We start from the raw sequence: 14,733 nt of genomic DNA, 5'->3' as shown, positions 1-14,733 counted from the left end.
TTCGAAATAGCGGGTCGGAAAACGCTTCTATTTCAATCTTCTACGTCGAGCATCTTGGGCGTGCAGAAGGCGGTCAGGCGGCCGGAACCGGGGCCGATCTCGTCCCAGCGCGGGCCGTCGAAATCGATGACGGCGAGCGCGCCGGTCGGGTATTTTTCGCGCATCAGCGTCAGCGCCCGGGCGTCGCCGGCCGGCGCCAGCACCATCGCCACTTCTTCCATCGCCGGGTTGTGGCCGACCAGCATCAGCGTGTTGGCGGTGCCGCCGGCCATCCGCGCGGCGGTCAGATAGCCCTCGGCGTCGGCCTCGTAGAGGCGGCGGAGGAATGCCACCTCCATGTCGGAGGCCATGTGCGGCAGCATCAGCGCCAGGGTCTCGCGGGCCCGCTGGGCGGTGGAGCAGACGATGCGCTGCGGCAACAGGCCCTGCTGCACCATGAACTTCGCGATCGCGGGTGCCGCGGATCGCCCGCGGCTGTTGAGCGGACGGTCGAAATCGGCGCGGCCGGGTTCGGACCAGGACGACTTGGCGTGGCGGAGCAAAAGCAGGCGGGGCATGGGATCGGGCTCCGGGGTCAGGCGATCTTGGAGAAATCGGGCTTGCGCTTTTCCATGAAGGCGGTGAACGCCTCGCGCGCCTCGGGCGAGGACAGCTGGGCGGTGAAGATGCGCACTTCCTCCAGGATCCGCGCCTCTAGGGCGGCAACGTCGCCCTTCAGGAGCCGCTTGGACTCGCGCATGGCGGAGGGCGGCTGCGCGGCGATACGGGCGGCGACGTCCATGACGTCGGCCTCCAGCGCCTCGGGCGCGACGACATGGTTGGCGATGCCGAGCTCGACGGCACGCGCCCCGTCGAAGGGATCGCCCAGCATGATCAACTCGGCGGCGCGCACGTGGCCGAGCAGCCGCGGCAGCAGCAGCGTCGAGCCGGCTTCCGGCACCAGCCCGAGATTGACGAAGGGCAGGCGCAGCTTCGCCCGCGCGGTCACGAACACCATGTCGCAGTGCAGCAGCGTGGTGGTGCCGATGCCGACCGCGTCGCCGTCGACGCCGGCGATGAGCGGAACGGTCGAGCGGGCGAGCGCCCTGAGGTAGCGCACCACCGGCGCGTCCTCGTCGTGCGGGGGACGCGACAGGAAGTCGCCGATGTCGTTGCCGGCGCAGAAGGTGCCTTCGCTGCCGAGCAGGACGATGGCGCGCACATCGCGGTCCGCCTCGGCGCCGGCGATCGCATCGGCCAGCGCGGCGTACATGTCGACGGTCAGGGCGTTCTTCTTGTCCGGCCGCGCGATGCGGACGACGAGGACGTGGCCCTCGCGGCGGCTCTGGATGTGGTCGCTCATTTCGATTTCCCGGTTGTATCCTTCCGGCGGCTTGCCGAAGGACGCTGCATACCATAACCAGCCGTCCCAGTGACGTCAGCCAGCGTAGCGCGCGCGAGACTGTAGATGACCGATCCAGCCCACATAGACAGCTTTTATGCCGCGACCATGACGGAGGCGCCGGCCCGGCCGCCGCTGGCGGGGAAGGCAGAGGCCGAGGTCTGCGTGATCGGCGGCGGGCTCGCGGGTCTCACCACCGCGCGGGAGCTCGCCGCCGCCGGACGCTCGGTGGTGCTGGTGGAAAGCGCGCGCGTCGGCTGGGCGGCGTCCGGCCGCAACGGCGGTTTCGTCTCGCCGGGCTATGCCGAAGGCATCGACGCGATCGAGGACAAGCTCGGCTACGAGCATGCAAGGGCGCTGTGGGACCTGTCCGTCGAGGGCGTGGACTATGTGCGCGGGGCGATCGACGACCTGAAGCCGGCGGGCGTAGACCCGGTGCCGGGCTGGCTGAAGGTGATCCGCTACGACGACGCGGAGGGGCTGAAGCGCCGCGCCGAGACCATGGCGACCCGCTACGGGCATCCGCGGGATTTCTGGCCGACCGAACGGGTGCGCGAGACCCTGAGGACGAACACCTACTTCCAGGGGCTGCACGACACGACCGCGTTCCATATCCATCCGCTCAACTATGCGCTGGCGCTGGCCGCCGACGCCGAGGCGAAGGGCGCGCGGATCTGCGAGGGGACGCCGGCGCAGCGGCTCGATCGCGGGCGTGCCGGCTGGATCGTCGAGACGCCGCGGGGCACGGTGTCGGCGCGCCACTTGGTGCTTGCGGGCAGCGCCTATCCGCCGAGGCTGTGGCGGCAGATCGACCGGGCGGTGCTGCCGGTCGCGACCTACGTGATCGTCACCGAGCCGATGGCCGACCGTCTGGCCGAGGCGATCCGGTTTGGCGGCTGCATCGGCGACACCCGGCGCGCCTCCGACTACTACCGGATCGTCGAGGATGGCCGGCTGCTGTGGGGCGGGCGCATCACCACGCGCCGCTCCGAGCCGGCGCGGCTGGCGGAGATGCTGAAGCGCGACATCCTGGCGATCTATCCGCAGCTCGGCGACTTCCGCGTCGATTTCGCCTGGGGCGGCCTGATGGGGTACGCGGTGCACAAGATGCCGCTGATCGGGCGCATCGGCGAAGGCCTGTGGGCCTGCACGGCGTTCGGCGGGCACGGACTCAATACCACGGCGATCGGCGGCAGCCTGATCGCGCGCGCCATCGCCGGCGGCGACGACACCTGGAAGCGGTTCAGGCCGTATCGCCCGCTGTGGGCCGGCGGATCGCTCGGCCGTGCGGCAACCCAGTTCATATACTGGAAGTTGCAATTTCTCGACGCTCTGGAAGAGCGCAGAGCCCGTCGCGGCGACGGGTCCGCGTGAGTTCGGCCCGGGGACGGGGGCGTCGGGATCTCGTCTTTTTGCCGCCTAAAATCCGTAATCGATACAATTCTAGTTTTATAAACACGAACTTTTTCAGTTTCTGACGCTACGTAGCTAACTCCGGGGCGAGGACCACCAGACGATCGGCACGGGAGCAAAATAAACGTGGCGTCACTTGGATCTGCGGCGGGACAACCGGAAATCGAAATTTACTTTGATGGGATTGAAAGGCGGACCGTCTTCGCCGAGGTTCGGGACCTGCTCGACGACTGGCGTCATGCCGCGCGCGAGGACGGGGGGCTGCCGCGTCGGGACCGGTTTGCCAGGCACATCGTCGGGCCCGCCGGCGTCAACCTCATGCTTCTGAACGCCGAGAACGGCGACTTCCGCTTTGAGGTCGTCGGCGAACAGGTTTCCGCGCTCTTCGGCCACGACCCCACGGGGCGCCTGCTGGGCGAGATGCCGTATCCCACCGCGCGGGCCTACATGCCGCGCTACAAGTACTGCGTCGAGACGGGCGCGCCGACATTCACCGTCCAGCGCAAGGTCAGTTTCGGCATTCCCGGCGCCAGCGAGCGGCTCTTGCTGCCGCTGCGCCAGGAAAACGGCAACGCCGGGATGCTCGTGTACGTGCGGTCGCGGGCCGACAACTACGACCTGATCCGCGCGGTCTTCAACGCCAGCCAGCACGGCGTCCTGGTGGTTTCGGCCGCGCGCGACCCCATCGGCGCGGTCGACGATTTCGAGATCACGGCGATCAACAGTTCGGCGGCGGCGCTGTTCGGCGACGACCCGGTCGATCTGGTGGGCAAGCGGCTGAAATCGGTGCTGCCGCTCGCGGATCTCGAAAGCGTTTGGCCCGATCTTCTCGCGAGCCTGGAGACCGGAGTCACCAGCGTCTACGAGTCGCTGGAGGCGTCGGGCGCCCGGGGCGGCGTCTACCGTATCAGCAGCGCCAGGGTCGGCGACGGGCTGGCGATCACCATCTCCGACCTGACGCAGCTGCAGAAGACCATGCAGACGCTGGAGACCCAGCATGCGAGCCTGGTCAAGGTGAACGCGGAGCTGCGCTCGGAAGTGGCGCGGCGCCGGCGTCTGGAGGCCGAGCTCAAGCAGCTCGCCGAAACCGACCCGCTGACGGGGATCGCCAACCGCCGCCGCTTCATCCAGTCCATGACCGATTGCCTGGACGGGGCCGACGAAACGGCGCCGCAATCGGCGCTGATCCTGTTCGATATCGACGATTTCAAGGCGGTGAACGATCGCTACGGCCACCCGGCGGGAGACGGCGTTCTTCGTGAAATCGCCCGGATCGTCTCCGGGCATTTCGGCGACGACGCCGTGTTCGGTCGCCTCGGCGGCGAGGAGTTCGGCGTGTTCCTGCCCGAGGCGCGTGACGACTACGGCTGCCAGATCGCCGAAACCCTACGCCGGATCATCGCCGAGACGGAGCACGGCAATCCCGGTCGGCCAATCAAGGTGACGGCGAGTTTCGGGGTGACGACGATTCAGCCGCCCTGCGATGTCGAGACCCTGGTGGCGCTGGCGGACGAGGCGCTCTACGCCGCCAAGTGGCAGGGCCGCAACCGGGTCGAATGCAGCTGCGCCGTCGCGCATGCGCTCGATGCGGAAACTGGCTGACCGGTAAAGCAAAGACGCCGGGCCTCGGGGCCCGGCGTCCGGTCTCGTCGGCCTACTGGCAGAACCGCTTCTGGCCGCTGTAGGTCGTGTAGTAGCCCGTATTCGGGTCGAACGAGCGATACTTCGACGAACAGTACTGGTACCAGGCCGGCGTCCAGGGCTGCATGCCGCCGGCAGGCTGCGCCGCGCGCTGGTTCATGCAGTTGTAGTAGGCGGTGTCGTAGGCGTTCTGGTAGCGCTGGGCGTGGGTCGCAGCGCCACCCACGGCGCCGGTGCCGCCACCGATCAGGGCGCCCGTGCCGGCTCCCCTGCTGCCACCGATGATGCCGCCGATGATCGCGCCGCCCACCGCGCCCACCGCCGCGCCGCCGAGCACCTCGGTGCCGGAGGAGACGCGCTTGGCGTAGTCGCGGGCATAGGCGTCGCAGCTCGCGTGCGACTGGGCGGCGGCATTGCCCGCCATGCCCAGCGAAACGAGCGCGGCGCATGCAATCGTTGCAAGTCTGGTTTTCATCTGCTGGTTCCTGTGGTTCTTCCGCCAATGCGTTCCGATGGACTCGCGTTTCTTGCCATGGCGTCGCGTTTCGGTGCGTGCCGCCATGACCGGGACGCGTTTTCCGGTCCCGGCGAGACCGTGGCTATCGTACTGGAAGACAGGTGTCTATCCAAACGATTCGAGGCCAACACGGGCGGCCCGTGCGGCCGTCGCATGCCCGATTCTTCTACACCGAAAACGGAAAGGGACCGCGGTCGAACCGACCGCGGTCCCGCTTCGGCCGGACGGCCGATAGGTCAGGGAAGCAGAACCGTATCGATGACGTGGATGACGCCGTTGGACTGATCGACGTCGGCGACGGTGACGGTCGCGGTATTGCCCTTCGCGTCCATGATCTTGACGGCGTCGCCGTCGAGCATGGCGGTCAGGGTGGCGCCCTGCACGGTCGTCAGTTCCGCCTTGCCGCCCATCGCCGCGATCTTGTCGACGAGGGCCGACGCGGTCACGTCACCGGGAACCACATGGTAGGTGAGAACGGCAACCAGCTGGTCCTTGTTGTCGGGCTGGAGCAGCGTTTCCACGGTGCCGGCGGGCAGCTTCTCGAAAGCCGCGTCGACCGGCGCGAAGACCGTGAAGGGGCCTTCGCCCTGGAGCGTCTCGACCAGACCGGCGGCCTGGACGGCGGCGACAAGGGTCTTGTGGTCCTGGGAGGCCGAGGCGTTCTCGACGATGTTTTTCGACGCATACATCTCGGCACCACCGACCATTTTGGCGATCGAGGGCGTCGATACGGCGGCGGCGAGCGCCAGGCCGGCAATTCCGAAGACAGCGTACTTGAACGGTTTCATGTCGTTCTCCCGTAACCGTGGTTGACCTCTCGTGGAGGATTGGCGGGAGCTACGCATCCATTCGGCCGGCGGCCTTGTCGCCGCCGTTCAAGTTCGTGTGAGCCGGACGTGATTCAGAGGTTTCCCCGGCCGGGTGGCCCCGATCCGACGAGGAAAGGGGCTAGTTGCCGCCGCGCCGCGTCATAAAGGCCAGGCGCTCGAACAGGTGGACGTCCTGCTCGTTCTTGAGCAGCGCGCCATGCAGCGGCGGGATCAGCTTCTTGGGATCGCGCTCGCGCAGTGCGGTCTCGTCGATGTCCTCGGACAGCAGGAGCTTGATCCAGTCGAGCAGCTCGGATGTGGAGGGCTTCTTCTTGAGGCCCGGCACGTCGCGGATGTCGTAGAAGATCGACAGCGCTTCCTGGAGAAGGCGCTTCTTGAGGCCGGGGAAGTGGACGTCGACGATCGCCGACATGGTGTCGGGATCGGGAAAGCGGATGTAGTGGAAGAAGCACCGGCGCAGGAAGGCGTCGGGCAGCTCCTTCTCGTTGTTGGAGGTGATGACGACGATCGGGCGGACGCGCGCATGGATCATCTCGCCGGTCTCGTAGACGAAGAATTCCATGCGGTCGAGTTCCTGCAGCAGGTCGTTGGGGAACTCGATATCGGCCTTGTCGATCTCGTCGATGAGAAGGACGGGGCGCTGCTCGGCGGTGAAGGCATCCCAAAGCCGGCCGCGGCGGATGTAGTTGCGGATGTCGTGGACGCGCTCGTCGCCGAGCTGGCTGTCGCGCAGGCGGCTGACGGCGTCGTACTCGTACAGGCCCTGCTGGGCCTTGGTCGTGGACTTGATGTGCCATTCCAGCAGCGGCACGCCGAGGCTGTTGGCCATCTCGTGGGCAAGGACCGTCTTGCCCGTCCCGGGCTCGCCCTTGACCAGCAGCGGGCGCTCCAGCGTGATCGCGGCATTGACGGCGATCCGCAGATCCTCGGTGGCGACGTAGCTTCCAGTACCCTCGAAACGCATTCCGGCGGCTCCCAAATCCATTGCGCGGCAACTGGTAGCGCAGTTCCGACAATGCGGCTACCGGCGCGCGGCATTTTTTGCCGCAGCGGGGAATTTCTTCCGCATCGGATGCGGAACCGCCGACCGGGATTCTCGATAAGTCCTTGAATTTATTGGGGGCGGCATGCTGGCACGGCGATTGCTGCCCGTGCCAGCGGATGGGTGCGGCCAGTTGGGCCGAACTCCGCGTATTTCATCGGAGGAACGAGCTATGGGTATCTATGGGGCGCTGGCAACGGCGGTGTCGGGGCTGAAGGCGCAGTCATTCGCGCTCGAGCACGTGTCCGGCAACATCGCCAATTCGCAGACGATCGGCTTCAAGCGGACGGAGACGACGTTCGCCGATCTGGTGCCGGATTCCCCGTACTACAAGCAGCTCGCCGGCGGCGTTCAGGTATTCACCCGGGCGACCAACAACGTGCAGGGCGACATCCGTGCCGCCGAGGTGCCGACCTTCATGGGCATCAACGGCGACGGCTTCTTCATCGTCGAGCAGCGCGCCGACATGGCCGACGGCAACCCGGTGTTCGGCGGCGTCGACTACTTCACCCGCCGCGGCGACTTCGAGTTCGACCGCAGCGGCTACCTGGTCAACGGCGCGGGCAACTACCTGAAGGCGATCCGCGTCGACCCGCAGACCGGCAACCTCGTCGGTAGCCTGCCGGAACCGGTGCGCATCACCAACGACTTCCTGCCGGCCCAGGCCACGTCGCAGATCGACCTGCGCGCCAACCTGTCGTCCTATCCGATGACGACCGCCGCGGATCCGGACATCCCGGACAGCGAGCTGCTGAATCCGGCCGACTACAACAACAACCCGACCGCGGGCGCCGACGGGCTCATCCAGGGCCAGGACGTCTCGACCTTCCTGGACCAGTCGATCTCGGGCAGCGCGATCACCGTCTACGATTCCGCCGGCGCTCCGGTGAACATCCAGATGCGCTGGGCCAAGGTCGACAACACCAACGGCGGCGGCTCGGACACCTGGAACCTGTTCTATCAGGTGGATTCCAACGCGACCGGCACCGACACCGCCTGGCTCAATGTCGGACAGGACTACGTCTTCAATTCCTCCGGCCAGCTCACGCCCGATATCGCGCAGGTGAACCTGACCGGCGTGACGGTGAACGGCGTGAACGTGGGCGACATCACCCTCAAGCACGGCGTCAACGGCATCACCCAGTTCGCCGACTCCAACGGCAACGCGCAGGTTACGGAGCTCAGGCAGAACGGCTATGCCGCCGGCGAGCTGGTCGGGGTGTCGATCTCGGAAGCGGGACGCATCGTGGCGAGCTACACCAACGGCCGCACCGTCGATCTCTACGAAGTGCGGCTGGCGTCCTTCAATGCCGAGAACCGGCTGCAGAAAATGGACGGCGGCACCTATGCGGTGACCCAGGACTCGGGCCCGGCGATCCTCGGGGCGCAGGGCTCGATCATCGGCGCCTCGGTGGAAAGCTCGAATACCGACATCGCCGACGAATTCACCAAGCTGATCGTCACGCAGCAGGCCTACGCGGCCGGAACCCGCATCGTCACGACCAGCAACGAGATGCTCCAGGAAGTGCTCAACATGATCCGCTGAGGCGGATCGCAATCACGGGCCCGGCACCGGCCGGGCCCGATCGTTCCCCGTGATCGTTCCCTAGGAGGCGGCAGGCACAATGGGTCTCTACGGCGTACTCGGATCGGCGCTTTCGGGCCTGCGGGTGACACAGGCCGGGCTCGACGTCGTCTCGCGCAACGTCTCCAACGCCGATACCCCCGGCTATACCCGCAAGACGCTCGAACGCTCGACGATGGTCGTCGGCAGCAATGTCACGGGCATCCGCATCGGCGACATCGTGCGCGACGTGGACTCGCTGGTGCAGCGGCAGTTGCGGCTGGAAAACAGCGGCGCCGGGTATGTCCGCATCCTCAAGCAATACTACGACCAGCTCGACCTGATGCTGGGCGAGCCCGGCTCAGCGAACGGGATCGACACGCTTTTCAACACCTTCCGCTCGTCGATGGAGGCGCTGTCGACCAGTCCGGATTCGTTCATCGCGCGCGAGCAGGCGCTGCGCGACGCTCAGGTTCTCGCCGGCAACCTGAACCAGTTGTCTTCCGACATCCAGGCGATGCGGCTGGAGACCGAGCGCGGCATCGGCGACGCGGTGCAGCGGGCCAACGAGCTGCTCGGCAAAATCGCCAAGATCAACATGGATATCGGCAGCCGCGACCAGCTCGAGTCGCCGCCGGCGGACCTGCTCGACATCCGCGACGGCTATATCTCCGAGCTCAGCGAGCTGATGGACATCCAGGTGCTGGAGCGCGAGCGCGGCACCGTCAGCATCATGACGAAGTCGGGCACGATGCTGCTCGACCTGTTGCCCGTGGAGCTGCAGTTCGATCAGCGCGGCACCATGACGCCGCAGTCGCTCTACTCGGCCGACCCGGCCGAGCGCGGCGCCGGCACGATCCGGATCGTGTCTCAGAACGGCGCGGTGCTCGATCTCATCGAGAACAAGCAGATCCGTTCGGGCAAGATCGCGGCGCTGCTGGAGCTGCGCGACGAGTTCCTGGTCGATGCCCAGGCGCAGCTCGACGTTCTCGCCGAAGCCCTGGCGCGCTCGCTGTCGGAGCGCAGCGTCGACGGCACCGCGACCACGGTGGGCAGCCAAAACGGCTTCGAGGTCGACCTGACCGGGATTCAGTCCGGCGACCGGGTCAGCCTGACGCTGGCGACGGAGCCCGGCGGGGTCGAGCAGACCTACACGATCATCCGGGTCGACGACCCGGCGAGCCTGCCGATCGACAGCAGTGTCACGGCCGATCCCAACGACATCGTCATCGGCGTCGACTTCTCCGGCGGCTACGCGTCCGTCGCGGCGCAGCTCAACGCCGCGCTGGGCGCGCAGGTCAACGTCTCGGCGCCGGGCGGCAACGTGCTGCGGTTCCTGGACGACGGCGATGCGACGGCGAGCTCGACCGGCTCGCTCTACGGTGCCGACGGCTCGACGCTGAACCTGGCCGGGCTAAACGGCGAGGCGCTGACGATCAATGTCAACGGCGTCGACAACGTCTTCAATTTCGGCCCGGCGACGACAGGGCAGGACCTGCAGCAATGGCTGGACGGTCTTCCCGGCATCGGCGCGACGATCACCGCGGGCGACCTCGTCATCACCGGCGATACCCCCGCCGACGGTTTCGCCATCACCTTCTCCAATCCGTCCGTCGGGACGGCGACGGGGCTTTCCGAGGGCTCCTTCAACACCTCCGCCATCACGTCCGTGGGCGCGTCGATCACGAACACGTCGCTGGATGGCAACGGGCTCGGGATCCCGCTCTTCGTCGACGGCACCAACCCCTATTCGGGGAGCCTGGAGGGAACACCCCAGCGGATCGGTTTCGCCGGCCGCATCGCCGTCAACGCGGCGCTGCTGGCCGACAACACGAAGCTGGTCCAGTACGGCGCGGGGATCGAGATCGGCGATCCGTCGCGCCCGCTCGACATGCTGCAGCGCCTCACGCAGATGCAGATCACGTTCCCGGCGGAGACGAAGGTGGCGGGGTCGACGCCGTATACGGGCACGGTCTCCGGTTTCGTCCAGCGCATCATCTCCTATCAGGGCGCGCTGTCGCAGGACGTCAGCCAGGCGGCCGAAGCCCAGGAAACGGTGGTTGCCCAGCTCGAGGAGCGGTTCACCTCGCGGTCGGGCGTCAATATCGACCAGGAAATGGCCCATCTGATCGAGCTGCAGACGGCCTATCAGGCCAACACCCGTCTGATCACGGCGTTCCGTGAGATGATGGACCTTCTGATGAGGATGTAGACGGCATGAGCGTTCCTCCCCTGTCGAAGTCTCTCGGCTGGACGCGCGGCATCATCGAGTCGCGCGAGAAACTGTTCGATCTGCAGCGCCAGTTAGCCACCGGAAAGAAGGCGGCGACCTACGGCACGCTCGGGCCGGACCGGACGCTCAGCATCGCGATGCGGTCAAGGACCTCCATCACCGACGCCTACAAGTCGACGATCCAGACGATCTCGCTGCGCATGAATGTGATGACCCAGGCGATCGACCGCTTCAGCAATATCGGCCGCGAGATCCGTACCGACGCGATGGTGCCGGATTATGTCCTGACGGACGGAAACCGCTCGTCGACCCAGCTGCGGGCCGAGGCGGCGCTGGACGAGGCGCTGTCGCTGCTGCGTTCCGAGGTCGGCGGCCGCTACCTGTTCGCGGGGCGCAGGACCGATGCGGAACCGGTCGAGCCGACGCCGGCGATCATGGACGGCGCGGGCGCGCGCGCCGGCTTCAAGCAGCATCTGTCGGAGCGGATGCAGGCCGATATGGGCGCCGACGGGCTCGGCCGTCTCGTCGTGCCGGTTCCCGCGGCCGCGGACGTCGCCATTTCCGAGGACGTCGACGGCAGTCCGTTCGGCTTCAAGATCGTTCAGCTCGCCACGACCCTGACCGGGACGACGGCGACGGGGCCGGCCGGCGTGCCGCCGCAGGCGACGCTGTCCTTCTCCGCGACGCTGCCCGAAGCCGGCGAGACCGCGCGCCTGACCCTATCCATGCCGGATGGCACGGAGACGGTCGTCGAGCTTACCGCCGTCGCGGCCGGCGAGGGCGGGGACCCCGGCACGTTCGAGATAGGCGCCGACGAGACCACCACGGCCGCGAACTTCCAGGCCGCGCTCGTTACAAGCCTTGAGACGGAGGCGGCCACGGAGCTGCGGGCCGCGTCCGGCTACGCGGCGGCCGACGACTTCTTCAACATGGACGACGCCAACCCGCCGCAGCGCGTCGACGGCCCGCCGTTCGACACGGCCACGGCCCTGCGCGACGGGACGCCCGCCGACACCGTGTTCTGGTATGTGGGCGACGGCGACCTGACGAGCGACTCGCGCTCGACGGCGATCGCGAGGATCGACGAATCCATCTCGGTCGCCTACGGCGCGCGCGGCAACGAGGAGGCGTTCCGCTGGACGATCCAGAATCTCGCGGTCCTCGCGGCGCAGACCTTCGATCCAAACAATCCCGACGTCGAGCGGGAGCGCTACTCGGCGATGACAAGCCGGGTGGTGAGCAACCTGTCGTTCCCGGACAAGCGACAGACAGTCGAAGCCATCTATGCCGAGATCACGACGGCGCAGTACGTCTCCGGACAGGCCGATGAGCGCCATACGGCGACCAAGGCCACGGCCGTGCAGCTGTTGTCGGAGGTGGAGGTCGCCGACCGCGACGAGGTGGCGGTGAAGATCCTGCAGCTACAGACGCGGCTGGAGGCGAGCTACCAGACGACCGCGGTGCTGTCGCAGCTCAGCCTCGTCAACTTCCTCTGACGCCCGGGTCTCAGCGGCGGGTCCTGCCGCGTTTGCAGCGCTGACGTCGTCTGCCTTCCGAAACGAAAAAGGCGGCCACCAGGGCCGCCTTGCGATAGATCTTCGGAGAAGGAAAGCGTCGATTTTCCCGACTTCGGCGCATTCTACAGCTCCCCTATGGCTGGGACCGTATCAACTCGTGGCGCGCAGTCCGGCGGCCAGCTCGCGGTTGATCGAGATCAGCGAGGGCACCTTTTCCGGGCGCGGGTTGGTCTGAAGATCGATGGTCTGATTGAAGATGAACAGCGACAAATTGGCGATGTTCTGCTTGACCTGATGCGGAAGCGGGTTTTCCGGCTTCGTGGCGGAGGTGGCGAAGATTGTCCAGAGGCGGCGGTTGAACGTCAGTGCCTCGTCCAGCTCGGGCTTCCGGTTCGGCCAATCGTCGCAAACACGCTGGAGCTTTGCCGCGGCTTTTATGAGCAGGTCTGCCTCGAGATCACGCGGGCTGCTCGTTTTCTGGGCTGTGCTGGCGTACAGCTGCGCCGCCGAATTTTGCATGTTCCAGTAGTTCCTCTTCGTACTCGATTAGCGCCTTGGCTTCGCGAAGAGCTTTGTAAAGAAATCCGGTTAAGATCTGATTATTGATCCGGTCCACGTAGGGCAGGGTGCTTGGTGCCGCCCGGACCACGTCGTTCACCAGTTCGAAGTAGATGTCGTGGCGCGCCTGGGTCTCTCCGTCCAGGTACATGACCTGTACGGCAAGGTAGATCCGCTTGGCCGGCGTGTCGGCCGATTCGGGCGTCAGGATGTCCTTTTCCCGCAGGATGGGGATGTCGCCTTCGATATATAGCCGGGAGCGTTGGCCGCCATTGGTGATCACGGCGGTGCCGAGAATAAACCGTTCGCCGGGCTTCAGCTCGACCTTGAGTGCCATCGTCGTGCCTCGCGCTTTGTTTCGGGTGCGAAGAATCGCTTTTGCAGATTACCCGAAAAGAAAACGGCGGGACCGAGGCCCCGCCGCCGCAACCGTGAAAAGCCGGGCCGGCGTCAGAACAGGCGGAGCACCGCCTGGTCAGCCTCGGAGGCCAGGGACAGCGCGACCGAGGAGAGCTCCTGGCGGGTCTTCAGGGCCAGCATGTTCGCGCCTTCCTCGTTGGAGTCGGCCAGCACCAGGTTGTCGGCACCGGTCTGCAGCGTGTTCTTCATCGCGTCGGTGAAGTCCTGCCGGTTCTCGACCATCGACAGGTTGGAACCGAGGGCGGACGATTGCGAACGGATCGCGTCGAGCGCCGAGCTGACACTGGCGATGATGGCGTCGATGTCGGCGTCGCTGTCCAGATCGGCCGGATCGATCGACGTCAGACCCAGATTGAACGAGCTGATGGCCTTGCCGTCCTTGGTCTGAATGTTGAGCGTCGACGTGCCGGTCTCGTTGAAGTTGATCTTCAGGTGGTCGCCGCGCAGCAGGTTGACACCGTTGAACGAGGAATCGTCTGCCAGCTTGTCGAGCTGGTCGCGCAGCAGGTTGAACTGCGTCGCGAGGTCGGACCGAACCGCGTTGCCGCCGATCGTCGCGGTGCCGGCGTTGCCGTCGACGATGGCACCCGCCGAAGCGCCGGTGATGGTCAGCTCCTGCGTCGACTGGTTCTCGATGCGCAGCTTGCCGTTGTCGTTGGAGGCGCGGATCTTGTCCTTCAGGCTGGCGTCGCCGTTGATCTGGTCGACCAGCAGGTCGACCGACTTGGCGGATACCGTGCCGAGGCTGCCGGCGCCGCCGGCGAGACCGGAGTCACTGGCGCCGGCCAGGGTCTCGGCGACATTCGTCACCGCGACCGCGGCCGTGCCGGCGTCACTGGCCGTGTTGGACGTCAGCACCAGCTCGCCGCCGGACGTGCTGGCGGTGATGTCGACACCGTTGGCGACGAAGCCCGCATTGAGCACGTTCTGCAGATCGGTCGACGTGACGGCCTCGACGTCGGCGACATCGACGTTGGTCGCCGCGCCGCCGTCGATGGTAATGGCGAGGGTGTCGGCGTCGACCGCGGTGATCGAGATCGACTGGGCCGCACCGCCGTCGACGGCAACGTCGAAGTCGAGCGTGCCGGCGTAGCTGTTGTCAGCCGCGCTGTCGAAGTCGAGGGCGGCGAAGCCGGCGCCGGTGAAGACACCCTGGGCTTCGGTCAGGTCGATATCGACGGCCGTCGCGCCGATCGCGCCGCCGGAGAGCGACAGGGTCTCGGTGCCGGCCGGGCTGGCGCCCAGGTCGACATTGTAGGACATGGTCTTGAACGACTTGTCCTGGCGCGCCTGACGCAGGGTCGACTGCATCGACTCCAGGTTCTTGGTGATCGAGGTCAGGCCGTTGTCGGCGGCTTCCAGGGTCTTCACGCCGTTCGACATGGAATCGATCAGTGCCGACAGTTCGCGGGCGCGGGTCTGCAGCGAGGCCGAGGTGAAGAAGTTGGTCGGGTTGTCGAGGGCCGAGTTGACCTTCTTGCCGGTGGCGAGACGGTGCTGCGTCGTGGCCATCAGGTCGGCGGTTTTCTGCAGCGAGAGCAGGTTCTGCCGCACGCCCATGGACAGGGTAATGTCAGACATCGTTCATTCCTCTTCCCGCAACCGATAGTCAGCGCT

13 protein-coding genes are annotated in these 14,733 nt (G+C 66.5%); 5 read left to right on the top strand and 8 right to left on the bottom strand.

Annotated features, from left to right (window positions below):
- Positions 1 to 32: 32 nt before the first annotated feature.
- Both ACSF9G_RS01085 and ACSF9G_RS01080 read right to left on the bottom strand, forming a co-directional pair.
- Positions 33 to 557 carry a SixA phosphatase family protein gene (locus ACSF9G_RS01085; RefSeq protein ID WP_436637343.1) on the bottom strand — a complete coding sequence of 175 codons (525 nt, stop codon included), beginning with the start codon at positions 555 to 557 and terminating at the stop codon, positions 33 to 35.
- A gap of 17 nt (positions 558 to 574) precedes the next feature.
- Entirely contained in the window at positions 575 to 1,342 is a 768-nt protein-coding gene (locus ACSF9G_RS01080; RefSeq protein ID WP_436637341.1) for an enoyl-CoA hydratase, read from the bottom strand.
- A 105-nt stretch (positions 1,343 to 1,447) separates the two neighbouring features.
- Between ACSF9G_RS01080 and ACSF9G_RS01075 the strand changes: the two genes are divergently transcribed.
- Positions 1,448 to 2,755 (top strand): NAD(P)/FAD-dependent oxidoreductase, encoded by a 1,308-nt coding sequence (locus ACSF9G_RS01075; RefSeq protein WP_436637339.1) that lies wholly within the window; start codon positions 1,448 to 1,450, stop codon positions 2,753 to 2,755.
- A 165-nt stretch (positions 2,756 to 2,920) separates the two neighbouring features.
- Positions 2,921 to 4,396: a diguanylate cyclase gene (locus ACSF9G_RS01070; RefSeq protein ID WP_436637337.1), complete on the top strand. Its 1,476-nt coding sequence runs from the start codon at positions 2,921 to 2,923 to the stop codon at positions 4,394 to 4,396.
- A gap of 52 nt (positions 4,397 to 4,448) precedes the next feature.
- Here the strand turns inward: ACSF9G_RS01070 and ACSF9G_RS01065 are convergent, their stop codons facing one another.
- From ACSF9G_RS01065 to ACSF9G_RS01055, 3 genes are all read right to left on the bottom strand, one after another.
- Entirely contained in the window at positions 4,449 to 4,910 is a 462-nt protein-coding gene (locus ACSF9G_RS01065) for a BA14K family protein (protein WP_436637335.1), read from the bottom strand.
- Between the two features lie 278 nt (positions 4,911 to 5,188).
- A complete protein-coding gene (locus tag ACSF9G_RS01060) occupies positions 5,189 to 5,740 on the bottom strand; it encodes a fasciclin domain-containing protein (protein ID WP_436637333.1) in 552 nt (183 codons plus the stop codon).
- A gap of 160 nt (positions 5,741 to 5,900) precedes the next feature.
- A complete protein-coding gene (locus tag ACSF9G_RS01055; RefSeq protein WP_436637331.1) occupies positions 5,901 to 6,746 on the bottom strand; it encodes an AAA family ATPase in 846 nt (281 codons plus the stop codon).
- A 250-nt stretch (positions 6,747 to 6,996) separates the two neighbouring features.
- On the opposite strand from ACSF9G_RS01055, the gene ACSF9G_RS01050 reads away from it, so the two are divergent.
- The 3 genes from ACSF9G_RS01050 to ACSF9G_RS01040 all read left to right on the top strand — a co-directional run bounded on the left by ACSF9G_RS01050 (position 6,997) and on the right by ACSF9G_RS01040 (position 12,117).
- Positions 6,997 to 8,370 (top strand): flagellar hook protein FlgE, encoded by a 1,374-nt coding sequence (locus tag ACSF9G_RS01050; protein WP_436637329.1) that lies wholly within the window; start codon positions 6,997 to 6,999, stop codon positions 8,368 to 8,370.
- A gap of 79 nt (positions 8,371 to 8,449) precedes the next feature.
- Entirely contained in the window at positions 8,450 to 10,600 is a 2,151-nt protein-coding gene (gene flgK / locus ACSF9G_RS01045) for a flagellar hook-associated protein FlgK (protein WP_436637327.1), read from the top strand.
- A gap of 5 nt (positions 10,601 to 10,605) precedes the next feature.
- Positions 10,606 to 12,117, top strand: coding sequence for a flagellar biosynthesis protein FlgL (locus tag ACSF9G_RS01040; RefSeq protein WP_436637325.1), 1,512 nt, complete (start codon positions 10,606 to 10,608; stop codon positions 12,115 to 12,117).
- A gap of 171 nt (positions 12,118 to 12,288) precedes the next feature.
- On the opposite strand, the gene flaF is transcribed toward ACSF9G_RS01040, so the two are convergent.
- The 3 genes from flaF to ACSF9G_RS01025 all read right to left on the bottom strand — a co-directional run bounded on the left by flaF (position 12,289) and on the right by ACSF9G_RS01025 (position 14,697).
- Complete coding sequence (gene flaF, locus ACSF9G_RS01035; protein WP_261616388.1) at positions 12,289 to 12,657, bottom strand: flagellar biosynthesis regulator FlaF; 369 nt, start codon at positions 12,655 to 12,657, stop codon at positions 12,289 to 12,291.
- Complete coding sequence (gene flbT / locus ACSF9G_RS01030) at positions 12,596 to 13,033, bottom strand: flagellar biosynthesis repressor FlbT (RefSeq protein ID WP_436637322.1); 438 nt, start codon at positions 13,031 to 13,033, stop codon at positions 12,596 to 12,598. Before flbT ends, flaF begins: the two co-directional genes overlap by 62 nt.
- 113 nt (positions 13,034 to 13,146) lie before the next feature.
- Positions 13,147 to 14,697, bottom strand: coding sequence for a flagellin N-terminal helical domain-containing protein (locus tag ACSF9G_RS01025; RefSeq protein ID WP_436637320.1), 1,551 nt, complete (start codon positions 14,695 to 14,697; stop codon positions 13,147 to 13,149).
- Positions 14,698 to 14,733: the final 36 nt, after the last annotated feature.

This window comes from Microbaculum mangrovi, from assembly GCF_051390635.1.
Classification (GTDB): Bacteria; Pseudomonadota; Alphaproteobacteria; order Rhizobiales; family Tepidamorphaceae; genus Microbaculum.
Note: the sequence above shows the minus strand (reverse complement) of the source record. Positions and strands in the feature narration are given on the sequence as shown.

Excerpts from the sequence above, each read along its gene's own strand:
- ACSF9G_RS01040 (WP_436637325.1), top strand. The coding sequence starts at position 10,606 with ATGAGCGTTCCTCCCCTGTCGAAGTCTCTCGGCTGGACGCGCGGCATC.
- ACSF9G_RS01050 (WP_436637329.1), top strand. The coding sequence starts at position 6,997 with ATGGGTATCTATGGGGCGCTGGCAACGGCGGTGTCGGGGCTGAAGGCG.
- flaF (WP_261616388.1), bottom strand. The coding sequence starts at position 12,657 with ATGCAAAATTCGGCGGCGCAGCTGTACGCCAGCACAGCCCAGAAAACG.
- ACSF9G_RS01055 (WP_436637331.1), bottom strand. The coding sequence starts at position 6,746 with ATGCGTTTCGAGGGTACTGGAAGCTACGTCGCCACCGAGGATCTGCGG.
- ACSF9G_RS01085 (WP_436637343.1), bottom strand. The coding sequence starts at position 557 with ATGCCCCGCCTGCTTTTGCTCCGCCACGCCAAGTCGTCCTGGTCCGAA.
- flgK (WP_436637327.1), top strand. The coding sequence starts at position 8,450 with ATGGGTCTCTACGGCGTACTCGGATCGGCGCTTTCGGGCCTGCGGGTG.
- ACSF9G_RS01080 (WP_436637341.1), bottom strand. The coding sequence starts at position 1,342 with ATGAGCGACCACATCCAGAGCCGCCGCGAGGGCCACGTCCTCGTCGTC.
- flbT (WP_436637322.1), bottom strand. The coding sequence starts at position 13,033 with ATGGCACTCAAGGTCGAGCTGAAGCCCGGCGAACGGTTTATTCTCGGC.
- ACSF9G_RS01025 (WP_436637320.1), bottom strand. The coding sequence starts at position 14,697 with ATGTCTGACATTACCCTGTCCATGGGCGTGCGGCAGAACCTGCTCTCG.
- ACSF9G_RS01065 (WP_436637335.1), bottom strand. The coding sequence starts at position 4,910 with ATGAAAACCAGACTTGCAACGATTGCATGCGCCGCGCTCGTTTCGCTG.
- ACSF9G_RS01075 (WP_436637339.1), top strand. The coding sequence starts at position 1,448 with ATGACCGATCCAGCCCACATAGACAGCTTTTATGCCGCGACCATGACG.
- ACSF9G_RS01060 (WP_436637333.1), bottom strand. The coding sequence starts at position 5,740 with ATGAAACCGTTCAAGTACGCTGTCTTCGGAATTGCCGGCCTGGCGCTC.